Raw genomic sequence first — 25,623 nt, 5'->3', positions numbered from 1 at the left:
GCCCGCTGCTGCGCGGGCCGGTCAGGACGCGCCGGCCGCCAGCAGAACCGCCACCCCCGCCACCACCAGGGCGATGCCGGCGAGCTCGCGCCGGCTGGAGCGATGCGCGAACACGCGCCGCGACAGCACCTGGGCGAACAGCACCTCCACCAGCCCCAGGGTGCGCACGTTGGCGGCGGCGGTGAGCGCGAAGCCGATGAACCAGGCCTGCGAGGCCGTGGCTCCCAGCAGGCCGCCCCAGATGGATTCGCGCCAGGCCCGGACACAGGCCGCCAGCAGGCGCCTGTCGAAGCACAGCATCCAGCCCAGCAGCAACAGCACCTGCACCCCCAGCGACCAGCATAGCGTGTAGCTGGCCTGCAGCGCGAAGCTGCCGCCCTCGAGCTGGAGGATGGCGCCGCGGAACCCCACGGCCGACAGCGCGAAGCAGGCCGCCGACACCAGCCCCAGCAAGGCAGGACGCCAGGCGCCCCGCCCGACTGCGTCCGCGGGCCTGCCCGACATCAGCACCACGCCCAGCGTGGCCAGCACCACCGCACACACGCCCAGGGGCGTCAGCGGATCTCCCAGGACCGCCACGCCGAAAACCGCCACCTGTACGGGCTCGGTCTTGGTCCAGGCCGTGACCACGACGAAGGAGCGTTCGCGCATGGCGGCCAGCATCAGGGCCGTGGCGGTGATCTGCGCCAGGGCGCCGGCCAGCACGAATCCCAGGAACACCGCATCCATGCGCGGCAGCGGGGAACCGGACGCCAGCCAAAAGAGCAGCAGGAACAGCAAGGCGAAAGGCAGGCCGAACAGGAATCGCACCTGGGTGGCGCCCAGCGTACCCAGCGTGGCCACCAGGCCGCGCTGCACGGCGTTGCGCCCGGCCTGGGCGGCGGCGGCCAGCAGCGTGGCCGGTATCCAGAGCCAGGTCGGATCCGGCATGGTTCAGGAACGCAGGGCCACGTCGGTGGCGGGCGCGCCGGTGAGCGCCGCGAGCTGCCCGGGGGTGAGGCTGAAGACGGCGTGCGGATGGCCTGCGGCGGCCCAGAGGCAGTCGTACTGGAACAGGTCGGCGTCGAGCAGCATCACCGGGGCCACGGGATGGCCGATCGGGCACACGCCGCCGATCGCATAGCCGGTTGCATCGCGCACGAAACGCGCGTCGGCCTTGGCCAGCTCGCCCACCCGGGCCGCCACCTTGGTCTCGTCCACGCGGTTGGAGCCACTGGCGATCACCATGACGGGCCTGTCGTCGCCGACGCGCCGGAACACGATCGATTTGGCGATCTGCGCGACATCGCAGCCCAGCGCGGCGGCGGCTTCGGCAGAGGTACGGCCGCTCTGCGGCAACAGCACCACGGGGCGGTCGTGCCCCAGCTGCTGGAGCAGCTGCGCCACGCGCTGCGCGGCGGGAGGCAGGACGGCGGCAGTGTCTGACATGGCGGGGCATCCTCCTGGAACGGCGGGCACGGTTGCCCGGGACAGCGCTGGAGTTTATCAGGCGCCCCCGGCCCGGCCATGCACCACGTGAACTAGAATCACGGCCTTGGAATCCCGGTCCCCCCTCATGCGCACTGCCCCCGATCTTCCGGCAAGATCCGTCCGGCTGGACGGTTTCGATACCACCTATGTGGAGCATGGCAGCGGCACGCCGCTGGTGCTGATCCACGGCTCGCTATCGGACTATCGCTACTGGACGCCGCAGTTCGGCCCGTTGGGCCGCGCTTTCCGGGTACTGGCTCCGTCGCTGCGCCGCCATTGGCCGGAGCGCTGGGACGGCAAGGGCGGGGGATTCTCCATAGCGGAACATGCCCGGCAGGTGCTGGAGTTGGTGGAACGGGTGGCGGGCGAGCCGGCGCACCTGGTCGGCCATTCGCGCGGCGGCCGTGTTGCGCTGGAGGCCGCGCGCCTGCGGCCCGGCCTGGTGCGCACGCTGACCCTGGCCGACCCGGGGCTCTCGCTGCCCGGCGAAGCCGACGTGCGTGGCGACTTCCGCCGCCACGCCCTGGAGCGGCTCAGTGCCGGGGAAACGGAGGAAGGCCTGCGCATCTTCATCGATGCAGTCACCGGCCCGGACACCTGGCGCCGCATGGTGCCCTGGTTCAAGGAGATGGTGCGCGACAATGCCGGCACGCTGGCGGGGCAGAACGCCGAACCGCCGGCGCCGCTGGACGACGACGCGATCCGCAGCCTGAGCCTGCCCGTGCTGCTGATCGGCGGCGCGCTCAGCCCGCAACCCTACCCGACCGTGCTGGAGCGGCTGCAGCGCCTGCTGCCGCACGCGGAACGCGTGACGATCGCCGGTTCGTCGCATGGCATGAACCTGGGCAACCCCCGCGCCTTCAACGAGGCGATAGCCGCTTTCCTGGGCAGTTAGGCTGGCCGGCGTCAGCCGTGCGGCTGGCCGCTCTTGCGTCCGGCGCGCCGGGCCAGCATGTTGAGGCCTTCCACCAGTGCGGAGAACGCCATGGCGGCATACACATAGCCCTTGGGCACATGCGCGCCGAAGCCCTCGGCGATGAGGGTCATGCCTATCATCAGCAGGAACCCCAGGGCCAGCATCACGACCGTGGGGTTGCGCTCGATGAAGTGCGCCAGCGGATCGGCCGCCAGCAGCATCACCGCCACGGCCACGATGACCGCGATGAACATGATGGGTATGTGTTCGGTCATGCCGACCGCGGTGATGATGCTGTCGATGGAAAACACCAGGTCGAGCATCAGGATCTGGCCGATCGCCGCCGCGAAGCCGATGGTCTGCGCCTTGTTCTCGAACATGTCGCTGCCCGGGTCGGGATCCACCTTGTGATGGATCTCCTTGGTGGCCTTCCAGACCAGGAACAGGCCGCCCGCGATGAGGATCAGGTCGCGCCAGGAAACGCCGTGGCCGAACAGCTCGAACAGGGGCGTGGTGAGCTGGACGATGAACGCGACGGTGCCCAGCAGCGCGAGCCGCAGGATCAGCGCCATGCCGATGCCGATGCGCCGCCCGCGCGAGCGCTGCTCGGGCGGAAGCTTGTTGGTGAGGATGGAGATGAAGATGAGGTTGTCTATCCCGAGGACGACCTCCATGGCGATGAGGGTGGCAAGCGCGATCCAGGCTTCGGGCTGCTGGGCGAGCTCGATCAGGTACTCCATGGGGCATCTCCTCGTTGCCGGCTGCCGCCATGATAGCGTTGCTGCCCCGCCCTGCACACCCCCGCGGCAGCTGCTATGCTGGCCGCGTGAGCTTGCACGGAAAGGACGGCCCATGCACGAGATCTGGCAAGAGGTGCTGAATACGCTGCGCAGCGAGTTCTCCGACATCCCGGACACGTCGGAAGCCACGCGGGTGGCCGTGCGGCTGCTCATGGCCACCGTGCTCGGGGGCCTGCTGGGCTACGAGCGCGAACGCAGCGGCAAGGCCGCCGGATTGCGCACCCACATGCTGGTGGCGCTGGGCGCTGCGGTGTTCGTGCTGGCCCCGCTCCAGGGAGGCATGCAGATTGCCGACCTGAGCCGGGTGCTCCAGGGCGTGATCGCCGGCATCGGCTTCCTGGGCGCCGGCGCCATCATCAAGCTCAGCAACCAGCAGGAGATACGCGGGCTCACCACCGCGGCCAGCATCTGGCTGACGGCCGCGATCGGCGTGGCCGCCGGCATGGGCCGGGAGACGATGGCACTCGCCAGCACGCTGCTGGCCCTGTTCGTGCTGGCCGTGCTGCACCGGCTCGAGAAGCGCATCGCCAGCCGACCCAGGCAGCCGCCGCACCCGCCTGCGGACCCGGGCGCCTAGCCGGCCTCAGCCCCGGGCCGCGATGACTTCCGCCACCACCTGGCGGGGCGCCTCGGCGTAGTGCTTGAATTCCATGGTGTAGGTGGCGCGGCCCTGGGTCTGCGAGCGCAGCGCGGTGGAATAGCCGAACATCTCGGCCAGCGGCACTTCGGCCTTGATGACCTTGCCGCCGCCGACCATGTCGTCCATGCCCTGCACCATGCCGCGCCGGGAGGAGAGGTCGCCCATGACGGTGCCGGCGTAGTCTTCGGGCGTCTCGACTTCCACGGCCATCATGGGCTCGAGCAGCACGGGCCCCGCCTTGCGCATGCCTTCCTTGAACGCCATCGAGGCGGCCATCTTGAACGCGTTCTCGTTCGAGTCCACGTCGTGGTACGAACCGAAGAACAGCGTGACCTTCACGTCCACCACCGGATAGCCGGCCAGCACCCCCGAGGCGAGCGTCTCCTGGATGCCCTTGTCGACCGCCGGGATGTATTCGCGCGGCACCACACCGCCCTTGATGGCGTCGACGAACTGGTAGCCGCCACCGGGAGGCAGGGGTTCGATCTTGAGCACCACGTGGCCATACTGGCCGCGGCCGCCGGACTGCTTGACGAACTTGCCTTCGACTTCCTCGCAGGTCTTGCGGATCGTTTCGCGGTAGGCCACCTGGGGCTTGCCCACCGCGGCTTCGACGTTGAACTCGCGCCGCATGCGATCGACCAGGATCTCGAGATGCAGCTCGCCCATGCCCGAGATGATCGTCTGCCCGGATTCCTCGTCGGTGCGCACGCGGAAGGACGGATCTTCCTGGGCCAGCCGGCCCAGCGCCAGCCCCATCTTCTCCTGGTCGGCCTTGGTCTTGGGCTCGATCGCCTGGGAGATCACCGGCTCGGGGAAGACCATGCGCTCGAGGATGATGGGGTGGCCAGGATCGGACAGCGTATCGCCGGTGGTGACGTCTTTCAGCCCCACCGCAGCGGCGATGTCGCCTGCATAGACCTCGCTGATCTCGCGCCTTTCGTTGGCATGCATCTGGACGATGCGGCCGATGCGCTCCTTGCGGCCCTTGATCGGGTTGTAGACCGAGTCGCCCGACTTGACCACGCCGGAATAGACGCGGAAGAACACCAGCTGGCCCACGAAAGGATCGGTCATGATCTTGAAGGCCAGGGCGGAGAACGGCTCGTCGTCGGACGGATGGCGCTCGATCCCGGCGTCGCGCTCGTCGTGGCCCTTGATGGCTGGCACGTCCACGGGCGAAGGCAGGTAGTCGATGACTGCGTCGAGCATGGCCTGCACGCCCTTGTTCTTGAAGGCGCTGCCGCACAGCATGGGGACGATCTCGTTGGCGATCGTGCGCTGGCGCAGGCCCGACTTGATCTCGGCTTCGGTGAGCGGCTCGCCCGACAGGTATTTGTCGAGCAGCGCCTCGTTGGCTTCCGCCGCCTTCTCCACCAGGTTGTCGTGCCATTGCTGCGCCTGGCCCTGCAGGGCCGCGGGGATATCGCGGTATTCGAAGCGCACCCCCTGGCTGGCATCGTCCCAGATGATGGCCTTCATCTTCACGAGGTCGATCACGCCCTCGAAGTGGTCTTCGGCGCCGACCGGAATCTGCACCGGCACCGCGTCGCCCTTCAGGCGCTCGGCGATCTGCCGCTGCACGCGGAAGAAATCCGCGCCCACGCGATCCATCTTGTTGACGAAGGCGATGCGCGGCACGCCGTATTTGTTGGCCTGGCGCCAGACGGTCTCGGATTGCGGCTGCACGCCGCCGACCGCGTCATACACCATGCAGGCGCCGTCCAGCACCCGCATGGAGCGCTCGACCTCGATGGTGAAGTCCACGTGTCCCGGCGTATCGATGATGTTGATGCGGTGCTCGGGATAGTCGCCCGCCATGCCGCGCCAGAACGCGGTGGTGGCCGCCGAGGTGATGGTGATGCCGCGCTCCTGCTCCTGCTCCATCCAGTCCATCGTGGCCGCGCCGTCGTGCACCTCGCCGATCTTGTGCGTGATGCCCGTATAGAACAGGATGCGCTCGGTGGTGGTGGTCTTGCCGGCATCGATGTGGGCGCTGATGCCGATGTTGCGGTATTGCTCGATACGCGTTCTGCGTGTCATGGCGGCCTCGACGTAATGGCGTTGCGCACGATCTGCGCACTGTGCCGATATTACGCCCAAGGCCCGCCGGCAGGTACAGACACCCTGGTGCGCGCAGGGCCACTCGTGCCGGCGCGGCCGCGCACGAAAAAGCCCGCCCCGGCAGGGCCGGCGACGGGCTCGGGGGCGGCGCGCCGCCCGGGCTACTTCTTGTCTTCCTTGACGCGATAGACCAGCACCGCCGTGGTGGCCAGCGACAGCACCTTGGCCGTGACGCTGCCCAGCAGCAGGCGCGACAGGCCGCTGCGGCCGTGGCTGCCGATGAAGATCAGGTCGCAGCCGCTCTCGCCGGCGGCCTGCACGATGCCGTCGGCCACGTTGAAGTTGGAGACGGCGCGCGTTTCGCATTTGACGCCAGCCGTGTTGGCGCGGTCGAGGATCTGCTTGAGGTATTTCTCGGCCTGCTCGGCGGAGGCCTTTTCGTAGTCTTCGTCGGTGATGGCATAGGCGGCCGCCATGCCGTCGAAGCCGATGGTGGCGGCGAAGGGCTGGCTGACGTGCAGCGCAACGACCTCGGCGCCCACGGAGCGGGCAAAATGGATGCCTGCGTTGGCAGCCTGCGACGACAGCGGAGAGCCGTCGGTGGGAATCAGGATTTTCTTGAACATGATGCCTGCTCCTGTTGGGGGTGAACTTCGATGCTACCGGAAAAGCCCTTGCCTCGGCACCCGCGCCGTCAGCTGTGCTTGATGGCGATCAACCCAGCTGCTTTGCGCCGGCGTACAGATTGGTGCAGCGGGTGCCGGTTCGGCAATAGGCCAGCACCGGACCCGGCAGCGTGCGCAGCAGTTCGGCGAAACGGACGACGTCCTCGGCCGTCATGGCGCCGCTGACCACCGGCTGGTAGGCCACCTGCAGGCCGGCCGCCTCGGCCGCGCGGGACACGTCCGCCGCAGTGGGCTGGTCGGGCCCGCCTTCGTAATCGGGCCGGTTGATGATCACGCTCTTGTAGCCGGCGGCAGCCACCTCGGCCATGTCGTCCGGGCCGAGCTGGGGCGCGACGGCGAAATCGGGCGCGAGGGGGCGTATGGGTGCAGCCATGAGGAATACCTTTCAAGGGTGGATGTACGACCGACACAGTATATTCACTTCGCCGCGGCGGCGGATACCTCCGGCAGCAGGGCCGCCAGCGCTTGCCACATGGCCGCGTTGTCTGCCATCGTGACGGAGAAGCGCAGCATGCGGGAAGGCGCCTGCGCCGGCGAGAACAGCGAGCCGGGCGCCAGCAGCATGCCGCGGTCCGCGGCCTCGCGGGCAAGGCCTTCGGCATCGCGGCCGCAATCGGCCCACAGGAACATGCCCGCGTGTGGCTCGTGCGGCAGGCGCAGGCCCAGCGCCACCAGCTTCCTCAGGCAGCGCTGGCGGGCCTCGTCGACACGGCCCCGTACGCGCTCGACATGACGCCGGTACTGCCCTTCCATCAACACCCGGTGCACCACGCGCTCGCCCAGTTCGCACGACGTGAGCCCGGCCAGCATCTTCAGGTCGGTGATCTTCTGCACCACTTCCTCGTCCGCCGCCAGATAGCCCACCCGCAGGCTGGCAGCCAGCATCTTGGAAAAGCCGCCCACCAGGATCACGCGCCGGAAGCGGTCCAGTGCGGCCAGCTTGATCGCCCCGCCGGGGTGCAGCTCGCCATAGGTGTCGTCTTCGACCACCATGAAGTCGTGCCGCTCGGCCACCCTCAGGACGTCGTAGGCGGCGCCGGCCGACAACGTGTGGCCCGTGGGGTTGTGGACGGCGCTGTTGATGATGAACAACCTGGGCTTGTGCTCGGCGGCCGCCTTCTCGAGCACGGCGATGTCCGGGCCCTGCGGGCCGCGCGGCACGCCGATCAGGCGTGCGCCGAACGCAGCCAGGCGGCCGAAGATCACGAACCAGGCCGGATCCTCGACCAGCACGGTGTCACCCGGGCGCACCAGGTGGCGCGCCACCAGGTCCAGGCCATGGGTGACGCCGCTGGTGGTGAGCAGGTTGCGCTCGGGATGCGCCGGCACGCCCTGGTCCTGCAGCATGGAGGCAAGCTGCTGGCGCAGGGGCAGGTAGCCCTGGGGATGGCCATAGGCCACCAGGTGCCCGCGCACCGAGCGGCCCACCGCACGCACCGCCGCCGCCACCATCTCGGGGTCCAGCCAATCGGGCGGCAGCAGCCCGGCGCTGCCCGGCATCCCCTGGGCCGCACCCTCGCGGAACATGTTGCGCAGCAGCCAATTGACGTCGATGCGCGCAGGCACGGCCAGCCCGCCGCCTGCGGCCGGTACGGGCGTCAGCGAACCATGGCGCGCGCGCACGAAGAATCCGGCGCCGCGGCGCGACTCGACCAGGCCGCGCGCCACCAGGCGGTCGTAGGCCTCCACCACCGTGAAGCGGCTGACGCCTGCCTGCTCCGCCATCTTGCGGATCGAGGGCAGCCGCGTCCCGGGACGCAGGCCCTGGTCGTCGATGCGCCGGGCCAGGTCGTCGGCCAGCTGGTCGACCAGGGTGGTGTCTGCGTCGCGCACGGGGTGCCAGGCCGGCGCAGCTGCAAGCCGGGTAACTGTCATGGGAGCCTCACCAGGCCAGTGATTCTGAAGAGAGCACAAAGTGTACCGGTACTGTACCGGATACAGTGCGTAGAGTGACAGGAATCGCCCGTCCGGGCAAGCCGCGACGCACATCATGAAACCCTGGTCCGCAACCGCTCCCTCCCCCGGTCTGTCTCCCCGCCTGATGGAGGGCTATGGATACGGCATGGCCGGCGTGCTGGTATTCAGCCTTACCCTGCCCATGACGCGCGTCGCCGTCGCCGAACTTTCCCCGCTGCTGGTGGGCCTGGGACGAGCGGCGGCGGCAGCGCTGCCGGCCGTGCTGCTGCTGGCGTTCTCGCGCAGCCGCCTGCCCACGCGCGCCGAGTGGTCAGGCGTGCTGCTGGCGGCGGCCGGGATCGTGGTGGGCTGGCCGCTGGCCTCCACGGTGGCCATGCAGTCCGTCCCGGCGGCCCATGGCGCGGTGGTCAATGGCCTGCTGCCGCTGTCGACCGCGGCCTTCGCCGCCTGGCGCGGCGGCGAGCGCCCAGGCGGCGCATTCTGGGCCTGGGCCGTGGCAGGCGCGCTCCTGGTGGTGCTCTATGCCCTGCGGCAGGGCCACGGCATGCTGCAGCCCGGCGACGCGTGGCTGCTGCTGGCGGTGGTGCTCGGCGGGATGGGCTACGCCGAAGGCGCCCGCGCGGCGCGCACGCTGGGCGGCTGGCGCACGATATGCTGGGCCCTGGCCGTGAGCCTGCCGGTGCTGGCCATTCCGGTGGCCATGCTGGCGGCGGGCTCGCCGCGGCCCGGCCCGGCGGCCACGGCGGCATTTGCCTACCTGGCGCTGGGGTCGATGTTCCTGGGATTCTTCGCCTGGTATCGCGGGCTGGCCGCCGGCGGCATCGCCCGGATAGGGCAGGTACAGCTGCTGCAGCCGTTTCTCACGGTGCTGGCCGCAGCCGTGCTGTTTGCCGAACCGGTAGGCCCCGAAACCTTCGTCTTCGCCGCCGCCGTGATCGCCGTCATCGCGGGAGGCCGCCGCAGCCTCGCGGAGAGCAGGCCATGAACCCGGCCGCCGAATGGGCCCTGCTGTCGCCCGCGCTGCTGGGCCCCCTGGCGCTCTTCGTGCTGGTTACCTCGATCACGCCGGGGCCCAACAACGTGATGCTGGCCTCTTCCGGCCTGACGTTCGGTTTCCGGCGCAGCATCCCGCACATGCTGGGCGTGAACCTGGGATTCACCCTGATGCTGGTGCTGCTGGGGCTGGGCCTGGGCGCGATTTTCCGCTACGCGCCATGGCTCTACGACGTGATGAAGTACGCCGGCGGCGCGTACCTGCTTTATCTGGCGTGGAGGATCGCCATGGCGGGCCCGCTGGAAGGCGGCGCCGAACGGGGCCGGCCGCTCACCTTCCTGCAGGCGGCGCTGTTCCAGTGGGTCAACCCCAAGGCCTGGATCATGACCACGGGCGTCATCACCGCCTACACGCCGCAGCAAGGGTACCTGGGCAACCTGCTGATCGCCGCCGTCGTATGTTGCGCGGTGGGGCTGCCCAGCATCGGCGTCTGGGTCCTGTGCGGCGGCGCGCTGCGCCGATGGCTGCACCGCCCCCGCGCCATCCGCGCATTCAATCTCACCATGGCTGCGCTGCTGGTGGCCTCGCTCGCCCCCACCGCCCGGGACCTGGCGCAGCGGCTCGCCGCCTGAGGCCTGCCGCCCGGCTGCGTGGCGGCTGTCTTTCGCATGCCGCGCCGGCATGGCCAGCGTTGTCCGACAACATGCGGCCCGGCCGAGGCCGCGCCGGCCGCATTGCCGGCGTGCGGAACCCGGATGCCATCATGCCGGTCTGTATACGATAGCGCCGTCCCTGCCGCCCGCCCGAAACGATGCCTGCCCTGTTCCGCCTGACCTTGCGCCGTCTCCTGGCCACCGGCACGCTTGCCGCCGCCGGCGTGGTCGGCTGCACGCAGCTCGACGCCTGGCAAAGACAGGCGATCTTCTCTCCCGAGGCGGAACAGCAGCGCTGGTGGCGCGAGCCGCCCGACGGCACCCAGGCGTTCGACCTGGACCTGGCCAACGGCGACAAGGTGCACGCCTGGTACTGGCAGGCGCCAGAGCCCGACGCCCCGGCCGTGCTGTACCTGCACGGTGCGCGCTGGAACCTGAACGGCAGCGCCTTCCGCATGGCGGGCTGGACGCGCATGGGCTACTCGGTGCTGGCGATCGACTACCGGGGGTTCGGCGAGTCCACACCGCTGCTGCCATCGGAAGACACGGTCTTCGAAGATGCCGCAGCGGCCCTGCGCGAGCTGGCAAGACGCCAGCCCGACCCCGCCCGGCGCTTCGTCTACGGCCACAGCCTGGGCGGCGCCATCGCCATCGACCTGGCCTCCCGGCCGGAACAGCCGCCGTTTTCCGGGCTCATCGTGGAGTCCAGCTTCACCAGCGTGGCTGCCATGCTGGGCACGCTGCGCTGGGGCAAGCTGCCCGGCGCCAGCCTGCTGGTGACCCAGCCTTTCGCATCCATCGAGAAGCTGGCCACGCTGTCCACGCCCATGCTGTTCCTGCACGGCACGGCCGACCGCGTGGTGCCCCATACCATGAGCGACGAACTGTTCGCCGCTGCGCTGAAGGTGCCGCCTGACCTGAAGCGCCTGGTGAAGATCGAAGGCGCCTCGCATTCGGGCGCAATACGCAGCGGAGAGGTCTATGAGTCGGCGGTGCGCAGCTTCATCCGTGACGCAAGCCGCGCTTACACCGCGGCGCAGACGCAACAGGCCGCCCTGCCCACCGGATCCGCCGCATCCGCGTCCCCCTGAATCCGGCCGCCTATCCAGGGCGGCCGACGAGCAGGGCCGAGGAGCGCGGTCAGCAGGCAGGGTCGCGGCTACAGGCCGCTCAGGGGCGCCCCGCGGCCTCGGCGTCCGGCCCGCGCCCCCACCAGCCGCGGGCCCGCAAGGCGTCGTAGACCAGGTTGTAGACGTAGGTATAGGGCAGGTAGAAGAGCAGCAGGCCTAAATCCAGCAGCAGCGCGTCCCACCAGCCTATGCCCAGCCACCAGGCGGCCAGCGGCACGACGATCAGCACCAGGCCGCCCTCGAAGCCCAGGGCGTGCAGGATCCGCACGACCGTGCTGCGCCGCCATCCCCAGCGCCGCTCGGCACGCTCGAACAGGCTGTTGTAGACCATGTTCCACAGCATGGCCGCAGCCGCGATGGCTGCGGTGAGCACCCCCATGTCGAATACCGGCTGGCCCATGGCCCAGGCAGCCGCCGGCGCGCTCAGGACAATGGCGATGAGTTCGTAGAAGAATGCGTGGAGCAGACGCTCGGTGAAGGATTTGCTGCCGGATTTCATGGACTGCCGGGGAGGCGGGCGAAGTGCCGCCCGCCGATGGATCTGCGGTGCGCTGCAGGCTCGCCGGCCGGGTCGGGCTCTTGCCTTGCAGGCGACACCGAGTATAGACGCCCGCGCAACGGCCTCCGGGAGACCGACCGCAACTGCCATTGAACATGAGCCTGCATGACGGCTTGATGACGGATATTCAAATACAACCAGGGCAGATGACCTTATTGCAAGAGACGACTGGTGTCGCGCAGCATGCGGGCTTATGCTTGTTCCTGTGCGCGGGCACGCCACAGCCGTCGCCTCGGCGGGTTGGGCGGCCTGCTGTGCGCGCCGTTACAGGGGCTTGCCGTGGCTGACCATACCGAATCCCTTGGGCAAGACGACACCGCAGGCCAGCAATGCGGCGCGCGGCGGCACAGACGCAGGCGTGCGATCCTGGTGGTCGACGACGAGCCCAGGGTGCGCTGGATCCTGGCCGAGCTGCTCCATGATGACGGCTACCATGTGCTGCAGGCGGGTTCGGCCGGCGAGGCAATCCGGCACCTTTCAGGCCAGGCAGACCTCCTGGCCGTGGTCACAGACTTCGACATCCCCGAAAGCAAGCACGGCGTGCCGTTCGTGACCATGATCCGCTGCCTGTTTCCGCATCTGCCCATCCTGACCGGCTCCGGCAGGAAGCTGGTGCCGCCTCGCGGGCTGCCCCAAGGCGTGATCTTCCGGCCCAAGCCATGGCAGCCACGCAGCATCCTGTCCGAGCTGTCACGTCTGCGGGGCCCGGATGCGTGAGCGAACGCAAAACGAGTGAACGCAAAACAAGAAAGCCGGCAACATCCGCTGCCGGCCTTCTTGTGTGCTGCTTAAATGGTACTGCTTGAATGGTCTGCTTGAATCGTACTGCTCGAATCGCGCAGCCTGGAATCCTTGGTGGGTGGTACAAGGTTCGAACTTGTGACCCCTGCCGTGTGAAGGCAGTGCTCTACCACTGAGCTAACCACCCAAAGAGAACGAAATTCTAGCATGAATCCGCCGGCCCATGCAACGGGGGTGGCGCGACGCCCGCCCTGCCCGAGGCTAGGCTTCGAGCGACGCGACCTCGGCGGTTTCCCGGCGCCACACGCAGGTGCCGCCGACCGCCTTGTCGAGGGCGTCGAGATAGGCGTCGTGCTCGGCCAGCTCCTCGGGGCTGGCCGGGATCACCGGCAGCACCGAGGCGTCGAATTTGCCCAGGACGAGATTGCCGGCCCCGGCCTCCCCACCCTCGTCGGTGTCGATCAGCAGCGCGTCCTGCCCGCGCGTCATGGCCAGCCACACCTCGGCCAGCAACTGGGAGTCGAGGAGCGCCCCGTGCAGCGTGCGATGCGCGTTGGAGATGCCGAAGCGGTCGCACAGCGCATCGAGGGAATTGCGCTTGCCGGGAAACAGCGAGCGGGCGTGCAGCAGCGAATCCGTGATGGCGGCGCAGAGATCCGCAATGGGCGGGCGGCCTATGCGCTGCAGCTCGGCGTTGAAGAACTTGACGTCGAACGAGGCGTTGTGCGCAATCAACTCGGCGCCTTCGATGAAGGCGAGGAACTCTTCGACCACGTCGCCGAAACGCGGTTTGTCCGCCAGGAACTCGGTGGTGAGGCCGTGCACCGCCAAGGCTTCCGGGTCGCTGTCGCGATCGGGGTTGAGGTAGAGGTGCAGATGCCGTCCGGTGACGGCACGGTTGATGATCTCGACGCAGCCGATTTCGATGATGCGATGGCCCTGTGCAGGGTCCAGTCCGGTGGTTTCCGTGTCGAAGATGATCTGGCGCATGGGCGATGGTTATTCCGGGGTGGCCGGGCGGGCGGGCCGCGTGCCCGCGCCGGGAGCCGGGATGGCGGCCAGGGCTTGCGGGCGGGCGGACGCGATGAGCGAATACGCCACCGGCACGACGAACAAAGTCAGTAGTGTACCGAGGCTCAGGCCGCCCACCAGCACCCAGCCGATCTGCTGGCGCGATTCGGCACCGGCTCCCTGGGCCAGCGCCAGCGGCACCGTGCCCAGCACCATGGCGCCGGTGGTCATGAGGATGGGACGCAGGCGCAGCACGCTGGCCTCGATCACGGCCTCGCGCAGGGAAAGGCCCTGGTCGCGCAGCTGGTTGGCGAATTCCACGATCAGGATGCCGTGCTTGGTGATCAGGCCCACCAGGGTGATGAGGCCGATCTGGCTGTAGATGGACAGGGTGCCGCCCGTGAGCCACAGCGCCAGCAGGGCGCCGGTCATGGAAAGCGGCACCGACAGCATGATGACCAAGGGGTTGCGCCAGCTCTCGAACTGCGCCGCCAGCACCAGGTAGATGAATGCCAGCGCCATGCCGAAGACCAGGTAGATGCTGCCGGAAGAGTCCCGGAATTCGCGCGACTGGCCGTCCAGGTCGGTGACCACGGTGTTGGGCAGCACCTGACGCGCCACCTCGGTCATGTGGGCCAGCACCTCGCCCAGGGCATAGCCGGGCGCCACCGCGGCCTCGACCTTGACGGCGCGCATGCGGTTGAAGTGGTTGAGCGATTGCGGCGACACCGACTCGCGCACCTTGAGCAGGTTGTCGAGCTGCACCATGCTGCCGTCACGCGCCCGCACGTAGATCCCGGAAATATCGGCCGGATTGGCGCGATCGCGCGGCGTGACCTGGACGATAACGTCGTACTGCTCGCCCTCGTCCTTGTAGCGGGTGACCTGGCGTCCGCCCAGCATGGTCTCGAGCGTCCGGCCCACCACGTCCACGTCGGTGCCCACATCGGCGATCTTGTCGCGGTCCACCTCCACCCGCAGTTCAGGCGTATTCAGGCGCAGGTCGGTGTCGAGATTGAGCAGGCCCGGATAGCCGCGCAGCGCCGCCATGAAGGCGTCCACCAGCTTGGCCAGTTCGGGGTAGGAGGACTGGCTCATGATGATGAACTCGACCGGCTTGGAACGGGCCGACTGCCCGAGCGAAGGCGGATTGGTGGGGAAAGCCCGCACGCCCGGCAGCGAGGCGAACTGCGGCTGCAGCGCCTGGGCGATTTCCTGCTGGGTGCGTTCGCGTTCGGACCAGGGCTTCAGGCGCAGGATGGCAGTGCCGTCGGACACCGTGGGAAAGCCCACCGTGACCTGCGAGACGTTGCCTTCGGGCACGGCGGCGTAGAAACGCTCGATCTCCAGCATGCTGTCGAGCGTGTAGTTCAGCGTGGCCCCTTCCGGGGAACTCACCAGGCCGAAGATGACGCCGCGGTCCTCGACCGGCGCCAGTTCGCTCTTGACCACGGAGAACAGCACGCCGCTGCCCAGGGCCACCAGCGCGCCCAGCCCCACCACCAGCCAGCGCGCCTGCAGCGCGGCATTCAGGGCCCGGCGGTAGCCGCGCCCCAGCGCCTCCAGCCAGCCCTCGATCAGGTTGTAGAAGCGGCCGTGGCCGGCCTGGTGGCGCAGCAGCCGGGAACACATCATGGGCGTGAGCGTGAGCGCCACGAAACCCGAGACCAGCACCGCGCCGGCCAGCGCCAGCGCAAACTCCACGAACAGCCTGCCGGTGCGGCCGGTGGCGAAGGCCAGCGGCGCATACACGGTGACCAGCGTCAGCGTCATGGCCACCACGGCGAAGCCGATCTCGCGCGAGCCCTGGATGGCGGCCTGCACCCTCGGCACGCCCTCCTCGACATGGCGGTAGATGTTCTCGAGCACCACGATGGCATCGTCCACCACCAGGCCGATGGCCAGCACCATGGCCAGCAGCGTGAGCGTATTGATGGAGAACCCGAACAGGTACATGAGCGCGCAGGCGCCCACCAGCGACACCGGGATGGTGACGATGGGGATGATGCTGGCACGCAGGCTGCGCAGGAAAAAGAAGATCACCAGGACCACCAGCACCACGGCCTCGATGATGGTATGGAACACCGAGCCGATGGATTCCTCGATGAACACCGAGGTGTCGTAGGCGATGTTGAGCCGCATGCCGGCGGGCAGGCTCTCGTTCAGCCGCGCCACCTCGGCCCGCACCGCCTGTGACAGTTCCAGCGGGTTGGCGGTCGACTGGCGCGTGAGGCCGATGTTGATCGCCGGCCTGCCGTTGAAGCGCGACAGCACCCGGTCGTTGGCCGCACCGACCTCGATCCGCGACACGTCGCGCAGGCGCACCGGATAGCCGTTCACGGTGGCCACGATGACATTGTCGAACTGCGCCGGCGTCTGCAGGTCGGTGGACGACACCACGGTGAACTCGCGCTCGCGCGATTCGATGCGCCCCGCCGGGATCTCGACATTCTGGCTGCGCAGGGCCTCCTCGACATCCTGGACGGCCAGGCCGTAGGCGGCCAGCTTGTCGCGGTCCACATAGATGCGCATGGCCGGCAGGCGCTCGCCGAAAACGCGCACTTCGGCCGCGCCGGGCAGCACCGACAGGCGGGTCTTGACGTAGCGGTTGATGTAGTCGGAAGTCTGGATGGCCGAGTAGGAACCGGACTCGACCGCAATATAGATGATGGGCTGGGAATCGGCCTCGACCTTGCCGATGATCGGTTCGTCGATCTCGTCGGGCAGGAAGCGCCGCGCGCGCGAGACCTTGTCGCGCACTTCGGCTGCCGCGGCGTCGGGATCGCGGGAAAGGTCGAAACGGATGTTGATCAGGCTGCGCTCGGAACGGCTGCGCGAGGTCATCACGTCCACGCCCTCGATGCCGGCGAGCTGGTCTTCGAGCGGCTTGGTGACCTGTGACTCCACCACCTCGGGAGAAGCGCCCTTGTAGGTGGTGTCCACCGAGACGATGGGCTCGTCGATCCGCGGATACTCGCGCACCGACAGGCGCGAGTAGGAGATCAGGCCGATCAGGACCACGACCAGCGAGAGTACCGAAGCGAATACGGGACGCCGGATGCAGATCTCGGAGATGACCATGGCCTGATCCTGGTAGGGTGCTAGGCGCCCGAGGCGACGACGACGGGCGCGCCGTCGGTGAGACGCTGCAGCCCCGCCACCACGAGCTCGTCGCCGGCCTGTACGCCGGTGAGCAGCTCGACGCGGCCGTCGCGCCGCTCGCCCACCGTGACTTCGATGCGCCGGGCTACGCCGTCCTGGACGCGGAACACGTACTGGGCCTGGCCCGAAGGCGCGAGCGCCGCCTCCGGCACCACCAGCGCCTGCTCCATGCTGAAAAACAGCTGCACGCGGGCAAACATGCCGGGGCGCAGCGCACCGTCGGCATTGGCCACCGTGGCCCGCAGCAGCACCGACCGGCCTGCGGCATCGACCAGCGGGCTGACGGCGTAGACCTCGCCGGTGCGGGTTTCGCCGGGCAGCGCATCCAGGCGCAGCGTGAGCTTCTGGCCCACCGCCAGCTTGCCCAGGTACATCTCGGGCACGCGGAAGTCGGCCTTCAGCGGGTCGATGGCCTCCAGCGGCGCGAGGTCCTGGCCCTCGCTGACGTAATCGCCCACCGACACGTTGCGCAGGCCCACCACGCCGGCGAACGGCGCGCGCAGGGTCATCTTGTCGAGCCGGGCCTGGGCCAGGGCGGCGGCCGCCCGCTGCACCTTGAGCTGGCTGGCGGCTTCATCGCGGGCCTGCTGGCTGACGAATCCGCGTCCCTGCAGGTCCACGGCGCGGCGGTAGTGGGTCTCGGCCAGCGCCAGGTTGGCCCGCGCCTGCTCCAGCTCGGCGCGCGGCACGGAATCGTCCAGGCGCACGAGCACCTGGCCCCGCGCCACGGGCTGCCCTTCGCGGAAGGCGATTTCGCTGATCCTGCCCGAGACTTCCGGACGCAGCATCACCGATTCGTCGGAACGCAGGCTGCCCACGGCAGAAATGCCGCGCGGGAACGGCACGGTTTCGACCCGGGTGGTGACCACGCGCACCGCGGCCACGGGTGCCGGCGCCGCAGGCGCAGCCGCGGCCGGCGCGGTGCCGCCAGCCGGCATCCGATGAGGCAGGTAGAAACCCAGGGCCGCGCCCGCGGCCACTCCGGCCGCCACCGCGACCAGCAGTACGACTTTATTCATGCATGAAAAACACGGAACGGCTGCGCCGCGGCGCAGCGCGGCGGAAAAGCAGGGCCTGGGGCCCTGACGGACACGCAGGGAAGCCCCCGGACTTTAGCACCTGCACCCCGGCCACGGCATGTCGGGCAGACTAGGGTATGCCCGGGGAGGCCGGCGCCGCCCGCAGCCTCAGCGCCCAGCCCCGCGCATCTGCGCCACGCCCTGGTTGGCCAGCGCATCGGCACGTTCGTTGCCGGGGTCGCCGGCATGGCCGCGCACCCAGCGCCAGGCCACCTGGTGGCGCCCCACCTGCTCGTCCAGCGCCTGCCAGAGCTCGACGTTCTTGACCGGCTTCTTGTCGGCCGTGACCCAGCCGCGCCGCTTCCAGTTGGCAAGCCACTCGGTCATGCCTTTCATGACGTACTGCGAATCGGTATGGATGACGACCGAGCAGGGCCGCTTGAGCGCGCGCAGCCCCTGGATGACCGCCATGAGTTCCATGCGATTGTTGGTGGTGCTGGCCTCGCCGCCGTGCAGGGTCTTCTCGTGGCTGCCGGCGCGCATCAGCACGCCCCAGCCGCCCGGCCCGGGATTGCCCTTGCAGGCGCCGTCGGTCCACATTTCGACCTGCTGGCCGGCGTTTTCGTCTTCTTGCATGATGTCCTTGTTGCAGGCGAGGCGCTCAGGCCCCGCGGTTGACCACCACCGAGGCTGCCCGCGCACGGCGGCGGCGGTTCTTCTTCCAGGCCGGCCCGATGAGCCGCATGCCGGCCACGCGCTTGGTCGCCGAAATCACGTATACCGCGCCGCCCACCGACCACCAGCGCCGTCCCTGGGCTTCCAGGAAGCGCCAGCGGCGCAGCCACTTGTCGGTACGGCACGCGGGCGCATAGCAGCCGAATCGCGCCGGCGCCACCTCGAACGACAGGAGCTTGAGCCAGTCCTTCAGGCGCAGTGGCGAGACCTGCGCCGAGACCGGCAGGGGCAGCCAGGCCTCCATGCCCGGCATGGCGTTGCGGGCGCCCCAGAGGCTCCAGGGATTGAAGCCGGAAATCACCACGCGCCCTTCGGGAACCAGCACGCGCTCGACCTCCCGCAGGACCCGATGCGGATCCGGCGCGCACTCGAAAGCATGCGGCAGGACCAGCAGGTCCACCGTCTGGGATTCGAACGGCAGCGCGTCGGGCCGGGCAAGCACGCAGCCCTGCCAGCGGGCCGAGGCCCCCTCGGCCGGCATCTGGGTGCCCACGTAGGCCTTGAACGGCATGCGGTTGGCGCGCAGCAGGTCCGGCTCGGAGAGGCCCACCTGCCAGGCATGGAAGCCGAACACGTCGGCCACCAGCTCGTCGAACTGGGCATGCTCCCAGGCCAGGACATATTGTCCCGGCGCCGACTGGAACCACTCGGCCAGTTCTACAATCGGCGGGGTCTGTTCTGCCACTTGCTCGGTCCTCATCAAATTATGCCCAGCCACGCCCCTGCCACGGAAAGCCACACGCCGCCGGCCGCCCTGCTGCCCCTGCCGGCATTCACCGACAACTACATATGGGCCGTGCTATGCGGTGGCCAGGCCGCCGTCGTGGATCCCGGGCAGGCCGGGCCCGTACAGGACCTGCTGCAGGCGCGGGGTCTTGCGCTGCGCGCCATTCTACTCACCCATCACCATGCCGACCATGTCGGCGGCGTCGACGAGCTGGTGCGTGCAACCGGCGCCACCGTGTACGGGCCCGCCGGCGAACGCCTGCCCCGCTGCGACGTGCCCCTGGCCGAAGGCGACCGCGTCGCCCTGCCCGAACTCGGCCTGGACATGCAGGTGCTCGACGTGCCCGGACACACCGCGGGCCATATCGCTTATCATGGGCGCGTCGCGGCTGCGCCAGAGGTGCTGTTCTGCGGCGACACGCTGTTCATGGCCGGCTGCGGGCGCCTCTTCGAGGGCACGCCTGCGCAGATGGCCGATTCTCTGGCAAAATTGGCGGCCTTGCCGCCCGAAACGCTGGTTTGCTGTGCGCACGAATACACGCTTGCCAACCTGCGCTGGGCGCTGGCAGTAGAACCCGCCAACCGCACCCTGCAACAGGCGCTGCAGCGGGTCCGGCAACTGCGCGAAAAAGAAGAGCCCAGCCTGCCTTCCACCATCGGCCAGGAACTGCGGATCAATCCTTTTCTGCGTACCCGCCAAGTCGAAGTCGCCCAGGCCGCAGCAGCCCGGGCAGGCCGGCCCCTTGCGTCGCCGGTCGATACCTTTGCTGTCCTGCGCGAATGGAAGAACGAATTCAAGTAAACCGCCAATGATCCTCCTGTACCGTCTCCTGCTCCCCCTGATGCTCGCCGTGCTGGCCGGCTGCGCCGCCACCGGCAACAAACCGGAACAGGCCGGACAGAAGTACGGCGCCGGCGCGTTGCGCGCCGACCGCCCCATCGCCCGAGACACCTCGCGCACGGTGGACCTGACCCACCCGCCGCGCGACGCCTGGGATCGCATCCGCCGCGGTTTCGCCATCCCCAACCTGCATACCGACCTTGCCCAGGAATGGACCGACTACTACGCCTCGCATCCCGAGTCGGTGCAACGCATGGCGGAGCGTGCGGGCAAGTACCTGTATTTCATCGTCGACGAGATCAATCGCCGCGGCCTGCCCACCGAGCTGGCCCTGCTGCCCTTCGTCGAAAGCGCCTACAACCCCACCGCCCTGTCGCGCTCGCAGGCGTCCGGCCTCTGGCAGTTCATTCCCACCACGGGCCAGCACTTCAATCTCCAGCAAGACTGGTGGCGCGACGAGCGCCGCGACCCGATCGCGTCCACCTACGCCGCCCTCGACTACCTCGAGAAGCTGTTCGAGATGCAGGGCGACTGGTACCTGGCGCTCGCCTCGTACAACTGGGGCGAAGGCTCGGTGCAGCGCGCCATGGCCCGCAACGAGGCAGCCGGGCTGCCCACCGACTACCTGTCGCTGGACATGCCTGACGAAACGCGCAACTACGTGCCCAAGCTGCAGGCCATCAAGAACATCATCGCCAACCCCGCCAAGTACGCCGTGGTGCTGCCGCCGGTCGAGAACACGCCGTACTTCGCCGTCGTGGCCAAGAGCCGCGACATCGACCTGGAAGTCGCCGCCAAGCTGGCCGAAATGCCGGTGGACGAATTCAAGGCCCTGAACCCGTCGTACAACCGTCCGCTGATCCGCGGCGGCCAGTCCACCACGCTGCTGCTGCCGGCCGACCGGGTCGAGGTCTTCAACGCCAACCTGGCGGGCTACAAGGGCCGGCTCAGCCACTGGTCGGTATATGAGCCCCGCCGCGGCGAGAGCTATGCGTCCATTGCGCGGCGCTTCGGCGTATCGGAGGCGCGGCTGCGCGAGATCAACGACATCCCCAGGCGCCGCACGGTGGCCTCGGGCCAGAGCCTGCTCATTCCCGTCCCCGCCGACGCGCCCGCCGGCGGCGTCCAGCTCGCGTCGCTGTCCACGCCGGTCGGCCCCCTCGAGGGCAATGCCGGCAAACCGGCCGTGCGCAGCCCGGCGGCCCGCAGCACCGGATCGCGCCCCAATGTGCGCACGCACCGGGTGCGCACGGGCGACACCCTCTACGGCCTGGCGCGCCAGTACGGCACCTCCGTCGATACGCTGCGTGCCCTGAACAACCTCAAGGGCAACAGCCTGACGGTCGGCCGGGTGTTGCGCATCCCCGGCACCGGCGCGCGGGGCTAGCCTCCGGCCCGGCCCCTGTCATTCATTAAAATCGCGGCAGTACCGCAAGGCATACAAAGGATTTCCCATGGGCTTTCTCGCCGGCAAGCGCATTCTGGTCACCGGGGTGCTTTCCAACCGCTCCATCGCATACGGCATCGCCCGCGCCTGCCATCAGCAAGGCGCCGAACTGGCCTTCACGTACGTGGGCGACCGCTTCAAGGACCGCATCACTGAATTCGCCGCCGACTTCGGCAGCGACATCGTGCTGCCCTGCGACGTCTCCGAGGACAGCCAGATCGACGCGGCCGTCGCCGAGCTCGGCAAGCGCTGGGACGGCCTGGATGGCCTGGTGCACTCGATAGGCTTCGCGCCGCGCGAAGCCATCGCCGGCGACTTCCTCGAGGGGCTGTCGCGCGAGGCGTTCCGCGTGGCCCACGACATCTCGGCATACAGCTTCCCGGCGCTCGCCAAGGCGGCGCTGCCGCTGATGGAGGGCCGCAGCGCCTCGGTGCTCACGCTCACCTACCTGGGCGCAGAGCGTGTGGTGTCCAACTACAACACCATGGGCCTGGCCAAGGCCTCGCTCGAAGCCAGCGTGCGCTACCTCGCCACGGCGCTCGGTCCGCGCGGCATCCGGGCCAACGGCATCTCCGCCGGTCCGATCAAGACGCTGGCCGCCAGCGGCATCAAGGACTTCTCCTCCATCCTGAAGTTCGTCGAGGCCAACGCCCCGCTGCGGCGCAACGTCACCATCGAGGACGTCGGCAACGTGGCCGCCTTCCTCCTTTCGGACCTGGCGGCCGGCGTCACGGGCGAGATCACCCACGTCGACGCAGGCTTCTCCACGGTCGTGCCCGGCATGGAAGGCTGAACGCCTGCATTCCCCGGCCGGCTTACGGGCCGCTGAACCAATCCGCCTGCCGACTGTCTCACCGGATCCGACATGACACGGAGACAGCTCGTGAGCGCACGACAATTGCTTGATCAACTCCTGCAGTCCGGCCAGAGCCTGGTCCGCGACGTATCCGCGGCGCGCGGCCAGCCGGCCCGCTCGCCAGAGGGCGGCGGTTCCCTGCTGTCCGGCCTGGGCGGGCTGGGCGGGGTGGGCGGCGGCGCCCTGGGGGCCGGCGCGCTCGGCCTGCTCATGGGCAGCAAGAAGGCCCGCAAGATCGGCGGCAAGGTCGCGCTGTACGGCGGGATGGCCGCCCTGGGCGCCCTGGCCTACCGCGCCTACGGCGACTGGCAGCGCAAGCAGGCCGCCTCGGGCCAAGGCCAGGCTCCGGCTGCCGAACCTCGTACCCTCGACCGTCTTCCGCCTGCCGAAGTCGAGCAGCACAGCAACGCGGTGCTCGTGGCCATGATAGGCGCCGCCAAGGCCGACGGCCACATCGGACCCGAAGAGCGTCGCCTGCTGGAGACCGAGCTGTCGCGCCTGTCAGGCGACGCTGGCGACCGGGCCTGGCTGGAAGCCGAGCTCGCGCGGCCCGTGGACCCTGCCGCGGTGGCCCGCGCGGCGCGCACGCCCGAGATGGCGGCAGAGATGTACCTGGCCAGCCTGATGATGGTCGACGAAGAAAGCTACATGGAACGCGCCTACCTCGAAGAGCTGGCACGCCAGCTGCAGCTGCCTCCGGACCTCCGGCAGCAGCTCGAGGCCCAGGTGCGGACGCAGGCCGCCTGAGCGGCGGTCCGCCGCCCGGCATCGACGCATCGCGTCAGTCCACCTGGAGGCCGATGCGCGCCGTCAAGGCCCCGAAGCGCGCGATGTCGCGCAGCACCAGGCGCTGGAAATCATCCGCGTCGCCGCCTGCAGGCGTGTAGCCCAGCTGCTGCAGGGCCTGCTGCATGGCGGGCTGCGCCACGATGGCATCGATCTCTGCATTGAGCTGCCGCACCACCTGGTGCGGCGTGCCCGCCGGGGCCAGCAGTCCGTGCCATTGGTCCAGTTCGTAGCCCGCCACGCCCTGCTCGGCCACCGTGGGAACGCCCGGCCACGATGCCGCGCGGCCCGGCGACGTCACGGCCAGGGCCCGCAGCCTTCCTTCCGACAGGAAAGGTGCCGCACTGGAAGCCGTGACGATGCCGAGGGGCACCTGGCCGGCCAGCAGGTCGTTCAGCGCCGGCCCGCAGCCCCGATAAGGCACGTGTTGCAGCGCCGCGCCGGTCATGCCGTGCAGCATTTCACCAGCCAGATGTTGCGGCGTGCCGTTGCCGCACGAAGCGTAGGGCAGCGGCTGTTGCGGATCCGCAGCGCGCAACAGCGCATCGGCCAGGGTGGCCAGGGGAGAGCCGGCCGGCACCGCGATCACTGACGGGACATAGGCCACGTTGGCCACCGCGACGAAATCCTTGCGCGGCGAAAACTCGAGCTGGCGGAACACGCCGGGATTGATGGCGAAGGAGCTGTTGACCATCAGCAGGGTATGGCCATCGGGCGCGGCACGCGCCACGAAGCGCGCGCCGATGTTGCCGCTGGCCCCCGGCCGGTTCTCCACCACGACAGGCCGGCCCAGCCGCGCCTGCAATGCCGCGCCCAGTTTGCGCGCCAGCAGGTCGGTGCCGCCGCCGGGCGGAAAGGTGACCACGATGGTGATGGGACGGTCCGGATAGGCCTGGGCCGGCGCCGTGCTGCACGCCGTGGCCAGCGCCAGTGCCGCCACCGCAGACCGGAAGAAGTTCGCGTAGTTCATGGATGCAGGTCTCCGCGGCGCCCGCGTCGACGGGCGCCGTCTGGTGGAACGCCAGGCGGGCTGCCGCGCCGGGCGGCCCGGCGCCCTCTCAGGTATCCAGGCCGATGTCCAGCACCCGGGCGCTGTGGGTGAGCCAGCCTACGGCCATCAGGTCCACGCCCGTTTCCGCGACCCGCGGCGCGGTTTCGGGAGTGATGCGGCCGGAAGCCTCGGTGATGGCGCGCCCGTCGACCTTGCGTACCGCGGCGCGCAGGGTTTCCAGGTCCATGTTGTCGAGCAGCACCACGTCCACGCCCAGCGCCAGCGCTTCGTCGAGCTGGGCCAGGGTGTCGACTTCCAGCTCGATCTTCACCATGTGGCCCACGCCGGCGCGGGCCAGCTCGACGGCGCGCGCCACCCCGCCGGCGAGCGCGATGTGGTTGTCCTTGATCAGCACGGCATCGTCCAGCCCGTAGCGGTGGTTGCTTCCGCCCCCGACCCGCACCGCATACTTCTGCACCACACGCAGCCCGGGCAAAGTCTTGCGCGTGCACGTCACCCGGGTGTGCGTATGGCGGATCGCGTCCGCGATAGAGGCCGTTGCGCTGGCCACGCCGCTCAGGTGTCCCAGGAAGTTCAGCGCGGTGCGCTCGGCCGTGAGCAGCGCGCGCGCGGATCCCCGCAATACGGCGATCTCGCTGCCGGGTTCGAGGCGGGCGCCATCATCCAGGCGGGCCTCCACGGCGATGTCCGGGTCCACCAGCCGGAATGCCAGGCGGGCCAGATCCATGCCGGCCAGCATGCCGGCCTGGCGCGCCACCAGCCGCGCCGTGGCGCGGGTCTCTGGGGGCACGATGGCATCGGTGGTCAGGTCTCCTGCACGCCCCAGGTCCTCCAGCAATGCGCCGCGCACCAGGGGTTCGAGCATGACGCGCGGCAGAGGGGGGACCGGCCGGTGTGGATGGGTTTCGGTTATTGTGCTCATTATGAGTATTTAATGGGTAAAAAAGGGGCCCCGCGCTCGGGGGACACCTTATGCTATACCTGAGTATATTTTGCCGTCAAGCATCCAGGCGGCATCTCAGCGCCGGATGGCCAGCAGCAGCACGCCGCCCGCCACCATCGCGATGCCGGCCCAATCCTTCAGCGCCGGCCGTTCTCCCAGGAACATCACGGCGAACAGGGCCACCAGCACGAGGCTGAACTTGTCCACCGGCGCGACCTTGGACGCGTCGCCCACCTGCAGCGCCCGGTAGTAGCACACCCAGGACGCCCCGGTGGCGAGGGCCGACAGCGTGAGGAACATCCAGGTGCGCGGCGCCAGGTCGCCGGGATTGCGCCACTTGCCCGTGGCCGCCACGAACAGGCCCAGTACGAACAGGATGATGAAAGTGCGGATCAGGGTGGCGAGATCGGCGTCCACGCCCTGCACGCCCAGCTTGCCGAATATGGCCGTCAAGGCGGCGAAGACGGCGGACAGCAGCGCCCAGGTCAACCAGCTTGCCGATGCTTCCATATGAG

The 25,623-nt window shown here is 69.1% G+C and carries 26 protein-coding genes and 1 tRNA gene; 10 read left to right on the top strand and 17 right to left on the bottom strand.

Features of this window, described 5'->3' with window-relative positions; translation table 11 throughout:
* Positions 1-21: 21 nt before the first annotated feature.
* Both ACYBYQ_RS03095 and ACYBYQ_RS03090 read right to left on the bottom strand, forming a co-directional pair.
* Positions 22-930, bottom strand: a complete 909-nt coding sequence (locus ACYBYQ_RS03095) for an EamA family transporter (RefSeq protein WP_459616927.1) — start codon at positions 928-930, stop codon at positions 22-24.
* A gap of 3 nt (positions 931-933) precedes the next feature.
* The gene (locus ACYBYQ_RS03090) at positions 934-1,428 is read right to left on the bottom strand and encodes a YbaK/EbsC family protein (protein WP_459616926.1); all 495 of its coding nucleotides are present in this window, start codon (positions 1,426-1,428) and stop codon (positions 934-936) included.
* A gap of 127 nt (positions 1,429-1,555) precedes the next feature.
* On the opposite strand from ACYBYQ_RS03090, the gene ACYBYQ_RS03085 reads away from it, so the two are divergent.
* On the top strand, positions 1,556-2,365 hold the full coding sequence (locus ACYBYQ_RS03085) for an alpha/beta fold hydrolase (RefSeq protein WP_459616925.1): 810 nt from the start codon (positions 1,556-1,558) through the stop codon (positions 2,363-2,365).
* A gap of 11 nt (positions 2,366-2,376) precedes the next feature.
* Here ACYBYQ_RS03085 and ACYBYQ_RS03080 read toward each other — a convergent pair whose 3' ends face one another.
* Positions 2,377-3,126, bottom strand: a complete 750-nt coding sequence (locus tag ACYBYQ_RS03080) for a TerC family protein (protein ID WP_459616924.1) — start codon at positions 3,124-3,126, stop codon at positions 2,377-2,379.
* A gap of 112 nt (positions 3,127-3,238) precedes the next feature.
* Between ACYBYQ_RS03080 and ACYBYQ_RS03075 the strand changes: the two genes are divergently transcribed.
* Positions 3,239-3,763 carry an MgtC/SapB family protein gene (locus ACYBYQ_RS03075; RefSeq protein WP_459616923.1) on the top strand — a complete coding sequence of 175 codons (525 nt, stop codon included), beginning with the start codon at positions 3,239-3,241 and terminating at the stop codon, positions 3,761-3,763.
* Positions 3,764-3,769: 6 nt separating this feature from the next.
* On the opposite strand, the gene fusA is transcribed toward ACYBYQ_RS03075, so the two are convergent.
* From fusA to ACYBYQ_RS03055, 4 genes are all read right to left on the bottom strand, one after another.
* Entirely contained in the window at positions 3,770-5,869 is a 2,100-nt protein-coding gene (gene fusA, locus ACYBYQ_RS03070) for an elongation factor G (RefSeq protein WP_459616922.1), read from the bottom strand.
* Between the two features lie 182 nt (positions 5,870-6,051).
* Positions 6,052-6,516: a universal stress protein gene (locus ACYBYQ_RS03065; protein ID WP_459616921.1), complete on the bottom strand. Its 465-nt coding sequence runs from the start codon at positions 6,514-6,516 to the stop codon at positions 6,052-6,054.
* A gap of 88 nt (positions 6,517-6,604) precedes the next feature.
* Complete coding sequence (locus ACYBYQ_RS03060; RefSeq protein ID WP_459616920.1) at positions 6,605-6,949, bottom strand: protein tyrosine phosphatase family protein; 345 nt, start codon at positions 6,947-6,949, stop codon at positions 6,605-6,607.
* 44 nt (positions 6,950-6,993) lie between these two features.
* Complete coding sequence (locus ACYBYQ_RS03055; protein WP_459618694.1) at positions 6,994-8,409, bottom strand: aminotransferase-like domain-containing protein; 1,416 nt, start codon at positions 8,407-8,409, stop codon at positions 6,994-6,996.
* 157 nt (positions 8,410-8,566) lie between these two features.
* On the opposite strand from ACYBYQ_RS03055, the gene ACYBYQ_RS03050 reads away from it, so the two are divergent.
* From ACYBYQ_RS03050 to ACYBYQ_RS03040, 3 genes are all read left to right on the top strand, one after another.
* The gene (locus ACYBYQ_RS03050; RefSeq protein ID WP_459616919.1) at positions 8,567-9,478 is read left to right on the top strand and encodes a DMT family transporter; all 912 of its coding nucleotides are present in this window, start codon (positions 8,567-8,569) and stop codon (positions 9,476-9,478) included.
* Positions 9,475-10,119, top strand: a complete 645-nt coding sequence (locus ACYBYQ_RS03045) for a LysE family translocator (protein ID WP_459616918.1) — start codon at positions 9,475-9,477, stop codon at positions 10,117-10,119. Before ACYBYQ_RS03050 ends, ACYBYQ_RS03045 begins: the two co-directional genes overlap by 4 nt.
* 179 nt (positions 10,120-10,298) lie before the next feature.
* A complete protein-coding gene (locus tag ACYBYQ_RS03040) occupies positions 10,299-11,231 on the top strand; it encodes an alpha/beta hydrolase (protein ID WP_459616917.1) in 933 nt (310 codons plus the stop codon).
* Between the two features lie 79 nt (positions 11,232-11,310).
* Here the strand turns inward: ACYBYQ_RS03040 and ACYBYQ_RS03035 are convergent, their stop codons facing one another.
* Positions 11,311-11,769 (bottom strand): multidrug/biocide efflux PACE transporter, encoded by a 459-nt coding sequence (locus ACYBYQ_RS03035; RefSeq protein ID WP_459616916.1) that lies wholly within the window; start codon positions 11,767-11,769, stop codon positions 11,311-11,313.
* 339 nt (positions 11,770-12,108) lie between these two features.
* Here ACYBYQ_RS03035 and ACYBYQ_RS03030 point away from each other — a divergent pair, with 339 nt between their 5' ends.
* Positions 12,109-12,546 carry a response regulator gene (locus ACYBYQ_RS03030; protein ID WP_459616915.1) on the top strand — a complete coding sequence of 146 codons (438 nt, stop codon included), beginning with the start codon at positions 12,109-12,111 and terminating at the stop codon, positions 12,544-12,546.
* A gap of 136 nt (positions 12,547-12,682) precedes the next feature.
* Here the strand turns inward: ACYBYQ_RS03030 and ACYBYQ_RS03025 are convergent.
* The 6 genes from ACYBYQ_RS03025 to ACYBYQ_RS03000 form a co-directional block, all read right to left on the bottom strand.
* Positions 12,683-12,757: transfer RNA gene (locus tag ACYBYQ_RS03025), tRNA-Val, on the bottom strand.
* A 74-nt stretch (positions 12,758-12,831) separates the two neighbouring features.
* Positions 12,832-13,560 (bottom strand): DNA polymerase III subunit epsilon, encoded by a 729-nt coding sequence (gene dnaQ / locus ACYBYQ_RS03020; RefSeq protein ID WP_459616914.1) that lies wholly within the window; start codon positions 13,558-13,560, stop codon positions 12,832-12,834.
* 9 nt (positions 13,561-13,569) lie between these two features.
* Positions 13,570-16,662, bottom strand: coding sequence for an efflux RND transporter permease subunit (locus tag ACYBYQ_RS03015; protein ID WP_459616913.1), 3,093 nt, complete (start codon positions 16,660-16,662; stop codon positions 13,570-13,572).
* 20 nt (positions 16,663-16,682) lie between these two features.
* Positions 16,683-17,762, bottom strand: a complete 1,080-nt coding sequence (locus tag ACYBYQ_RS03010) for an efflux RND transporter periplasmic adaptor subunit (RefSeq protein ID WP_459616912.1) — start codon at positions 17,760-17,762, stop codon at positions 16,683-16,685.
* Between the two features lie 168 nt (positions 17,763-17,930).
* Positions 17,931-18,398, bottom strand: a complete 468-nt coding sequence (gene rnhA / locus ACYBYQ_RS03005; protein ID WP_459616911.1) for a ribonuclease HI — start codon at positions 18,396-18,398, stop codon at positions 17,931-17,933.
* A 25-nt stretch (positions 18,399-18,423) separates the two neighbouring features.
* The gene (locus ACYBYQ_RS03000; RefSeq protein WP_459618693.1) at positions 18,424-19,182 is read right to left on the bottom strand and encodes a class I SAM-dependent methyltransferase; all 759 of its coding nucleotides are present in this window, start codon (positions 19,180-19,182) and stop codon (positions 18,424-18,426) included.
* Positions 19,183-19,203: 21 nt separating this feature from the next.
* Between ACYBYQ_RS03000 and gloB the strand changes: the two genes are divergently transcribed.
* The 4 genes from gloB to ACYBYQ_RS02980 all read left to right on the top strand — a co-directional run bounded on the left by gloB (position 19,204) and on the right by ACYBYQ_RS02980 (position 23,114).
* Positions 19,204-20,025 carry a hydroxyacylglutathione hydrolase gene (gene gloB / locus ACYBYQ_RS02995; protein ID WP_459616910.1) on the top strand — a complete coding sequence of 274 codons (822 nt, stop codon included), beginning with the start codon at positions 19,204-19,206 and terminating at the stop codon, positions 20,023-20,025.
* Between the two features lie 10 nt (positions 20,026-20,035).
* Positions 20,036-21,451 carry a transglycosylase SLT domain-containing protein gene (locus ACYBYQ_RS02990; protein WP_459618692.1) on the top strand — a complete coding sequence of 472 codons (1,416 nt, stop codon included), beginning with the start codon at positions 20,036-20,038 and terminating at the stop codon, positions 21,449-21,451.
* Between the two features lie 67 nt (positions 21,452-21,518).
* Positions 21,519-22,304 carry an enoyl-ACP reductase FabI gene (gene fabI, locus ACYBYQ_RS02985; RefSeq protein WP_459616909.1) on the top strand — a complete coding sequence of 262 codons (786 nt, stop codon included), beginning with the start codon at positions 21,519-21,521 and terminating at the stop codon, positions 22,302-22,304.
* A gap of 90 nt (positions 22,305-22,394) precedes the next feature.
* The gene (locus ACYBYQ_RS02980; RefSeq protein ID WP_459616908.1) at positions 22,395-23,114 is read left to right on the top strand and encodes a tellurite resistance TerB family protein; all 720 of its coding nucleotides are present in this window, start codon (positions 22,395-22,397) and stop codon (positions 23,112-23,114) included.
* A 34-nt stretch (positions 23,115-23,148) separates the two neighbouring features.
* On the opposite strand, the gene ACYBYQ_RS02975 is transcribed toward ACYBYQ_RS02980, so the two are convergent.
* The 3 genes from ACYBYQ_RS02975 to ACYBYQ_RS02965 all read right to left on the bottom strand — a co-directional run bounded on the left by ACYBYQ_RS02975 (position 23,149) and on the right by ACYBYQ_RS02965 (position 25,618).
* Complete coding sequence (locus ACYBYQ_RS02975; RefSeq protein WP_459616907.1) at positions 23,149-24,123, bottom strand: tripartite tricarboxylate transporter substrate binding protein; 975 nt, start codon at positions 24,121-24,123, stop codon at positions 23,149-23,151.
* 88 nt (positions 24,124-24,211) lie between these two features.
* On the bottom strand, positions 24,212-25,087 hold the full coding sequence (gene nadC, locus ACYBYQ_RS02970) for a carboxylating nicotinate-nucleotide diphosphorylase (RefSeq protein ID WP_459616906.1): 876 nt from the start codon (positions 25,085-25,087) through the stop codon (positions 24,212-24,214).
* A gap of 96 nt (positions 25,088-25,183) precedes the next feature.
* A complete protein-coding gene (locus ACYBYQ_RS02965; RefSeq protein ID WP_459616905.1) occupies positions 25,184-25,618 on the bottom strand; it encodes an EamA family transporter in 435 nt (144 codons plus the stop codon).
* Between the last annotated feature and the right edge of the window lie 5 nt (positions 25,619-25,623).

The sequence above is a fragment of the Bordetella sp. 2513F2 genome (genome assembly GCF_054642735.1).
The sequence above is the reverse complement of the archived record's forward strand: the minus strand, read 5'-3'. Positions and strand labels throughout refer to the sequence as shown.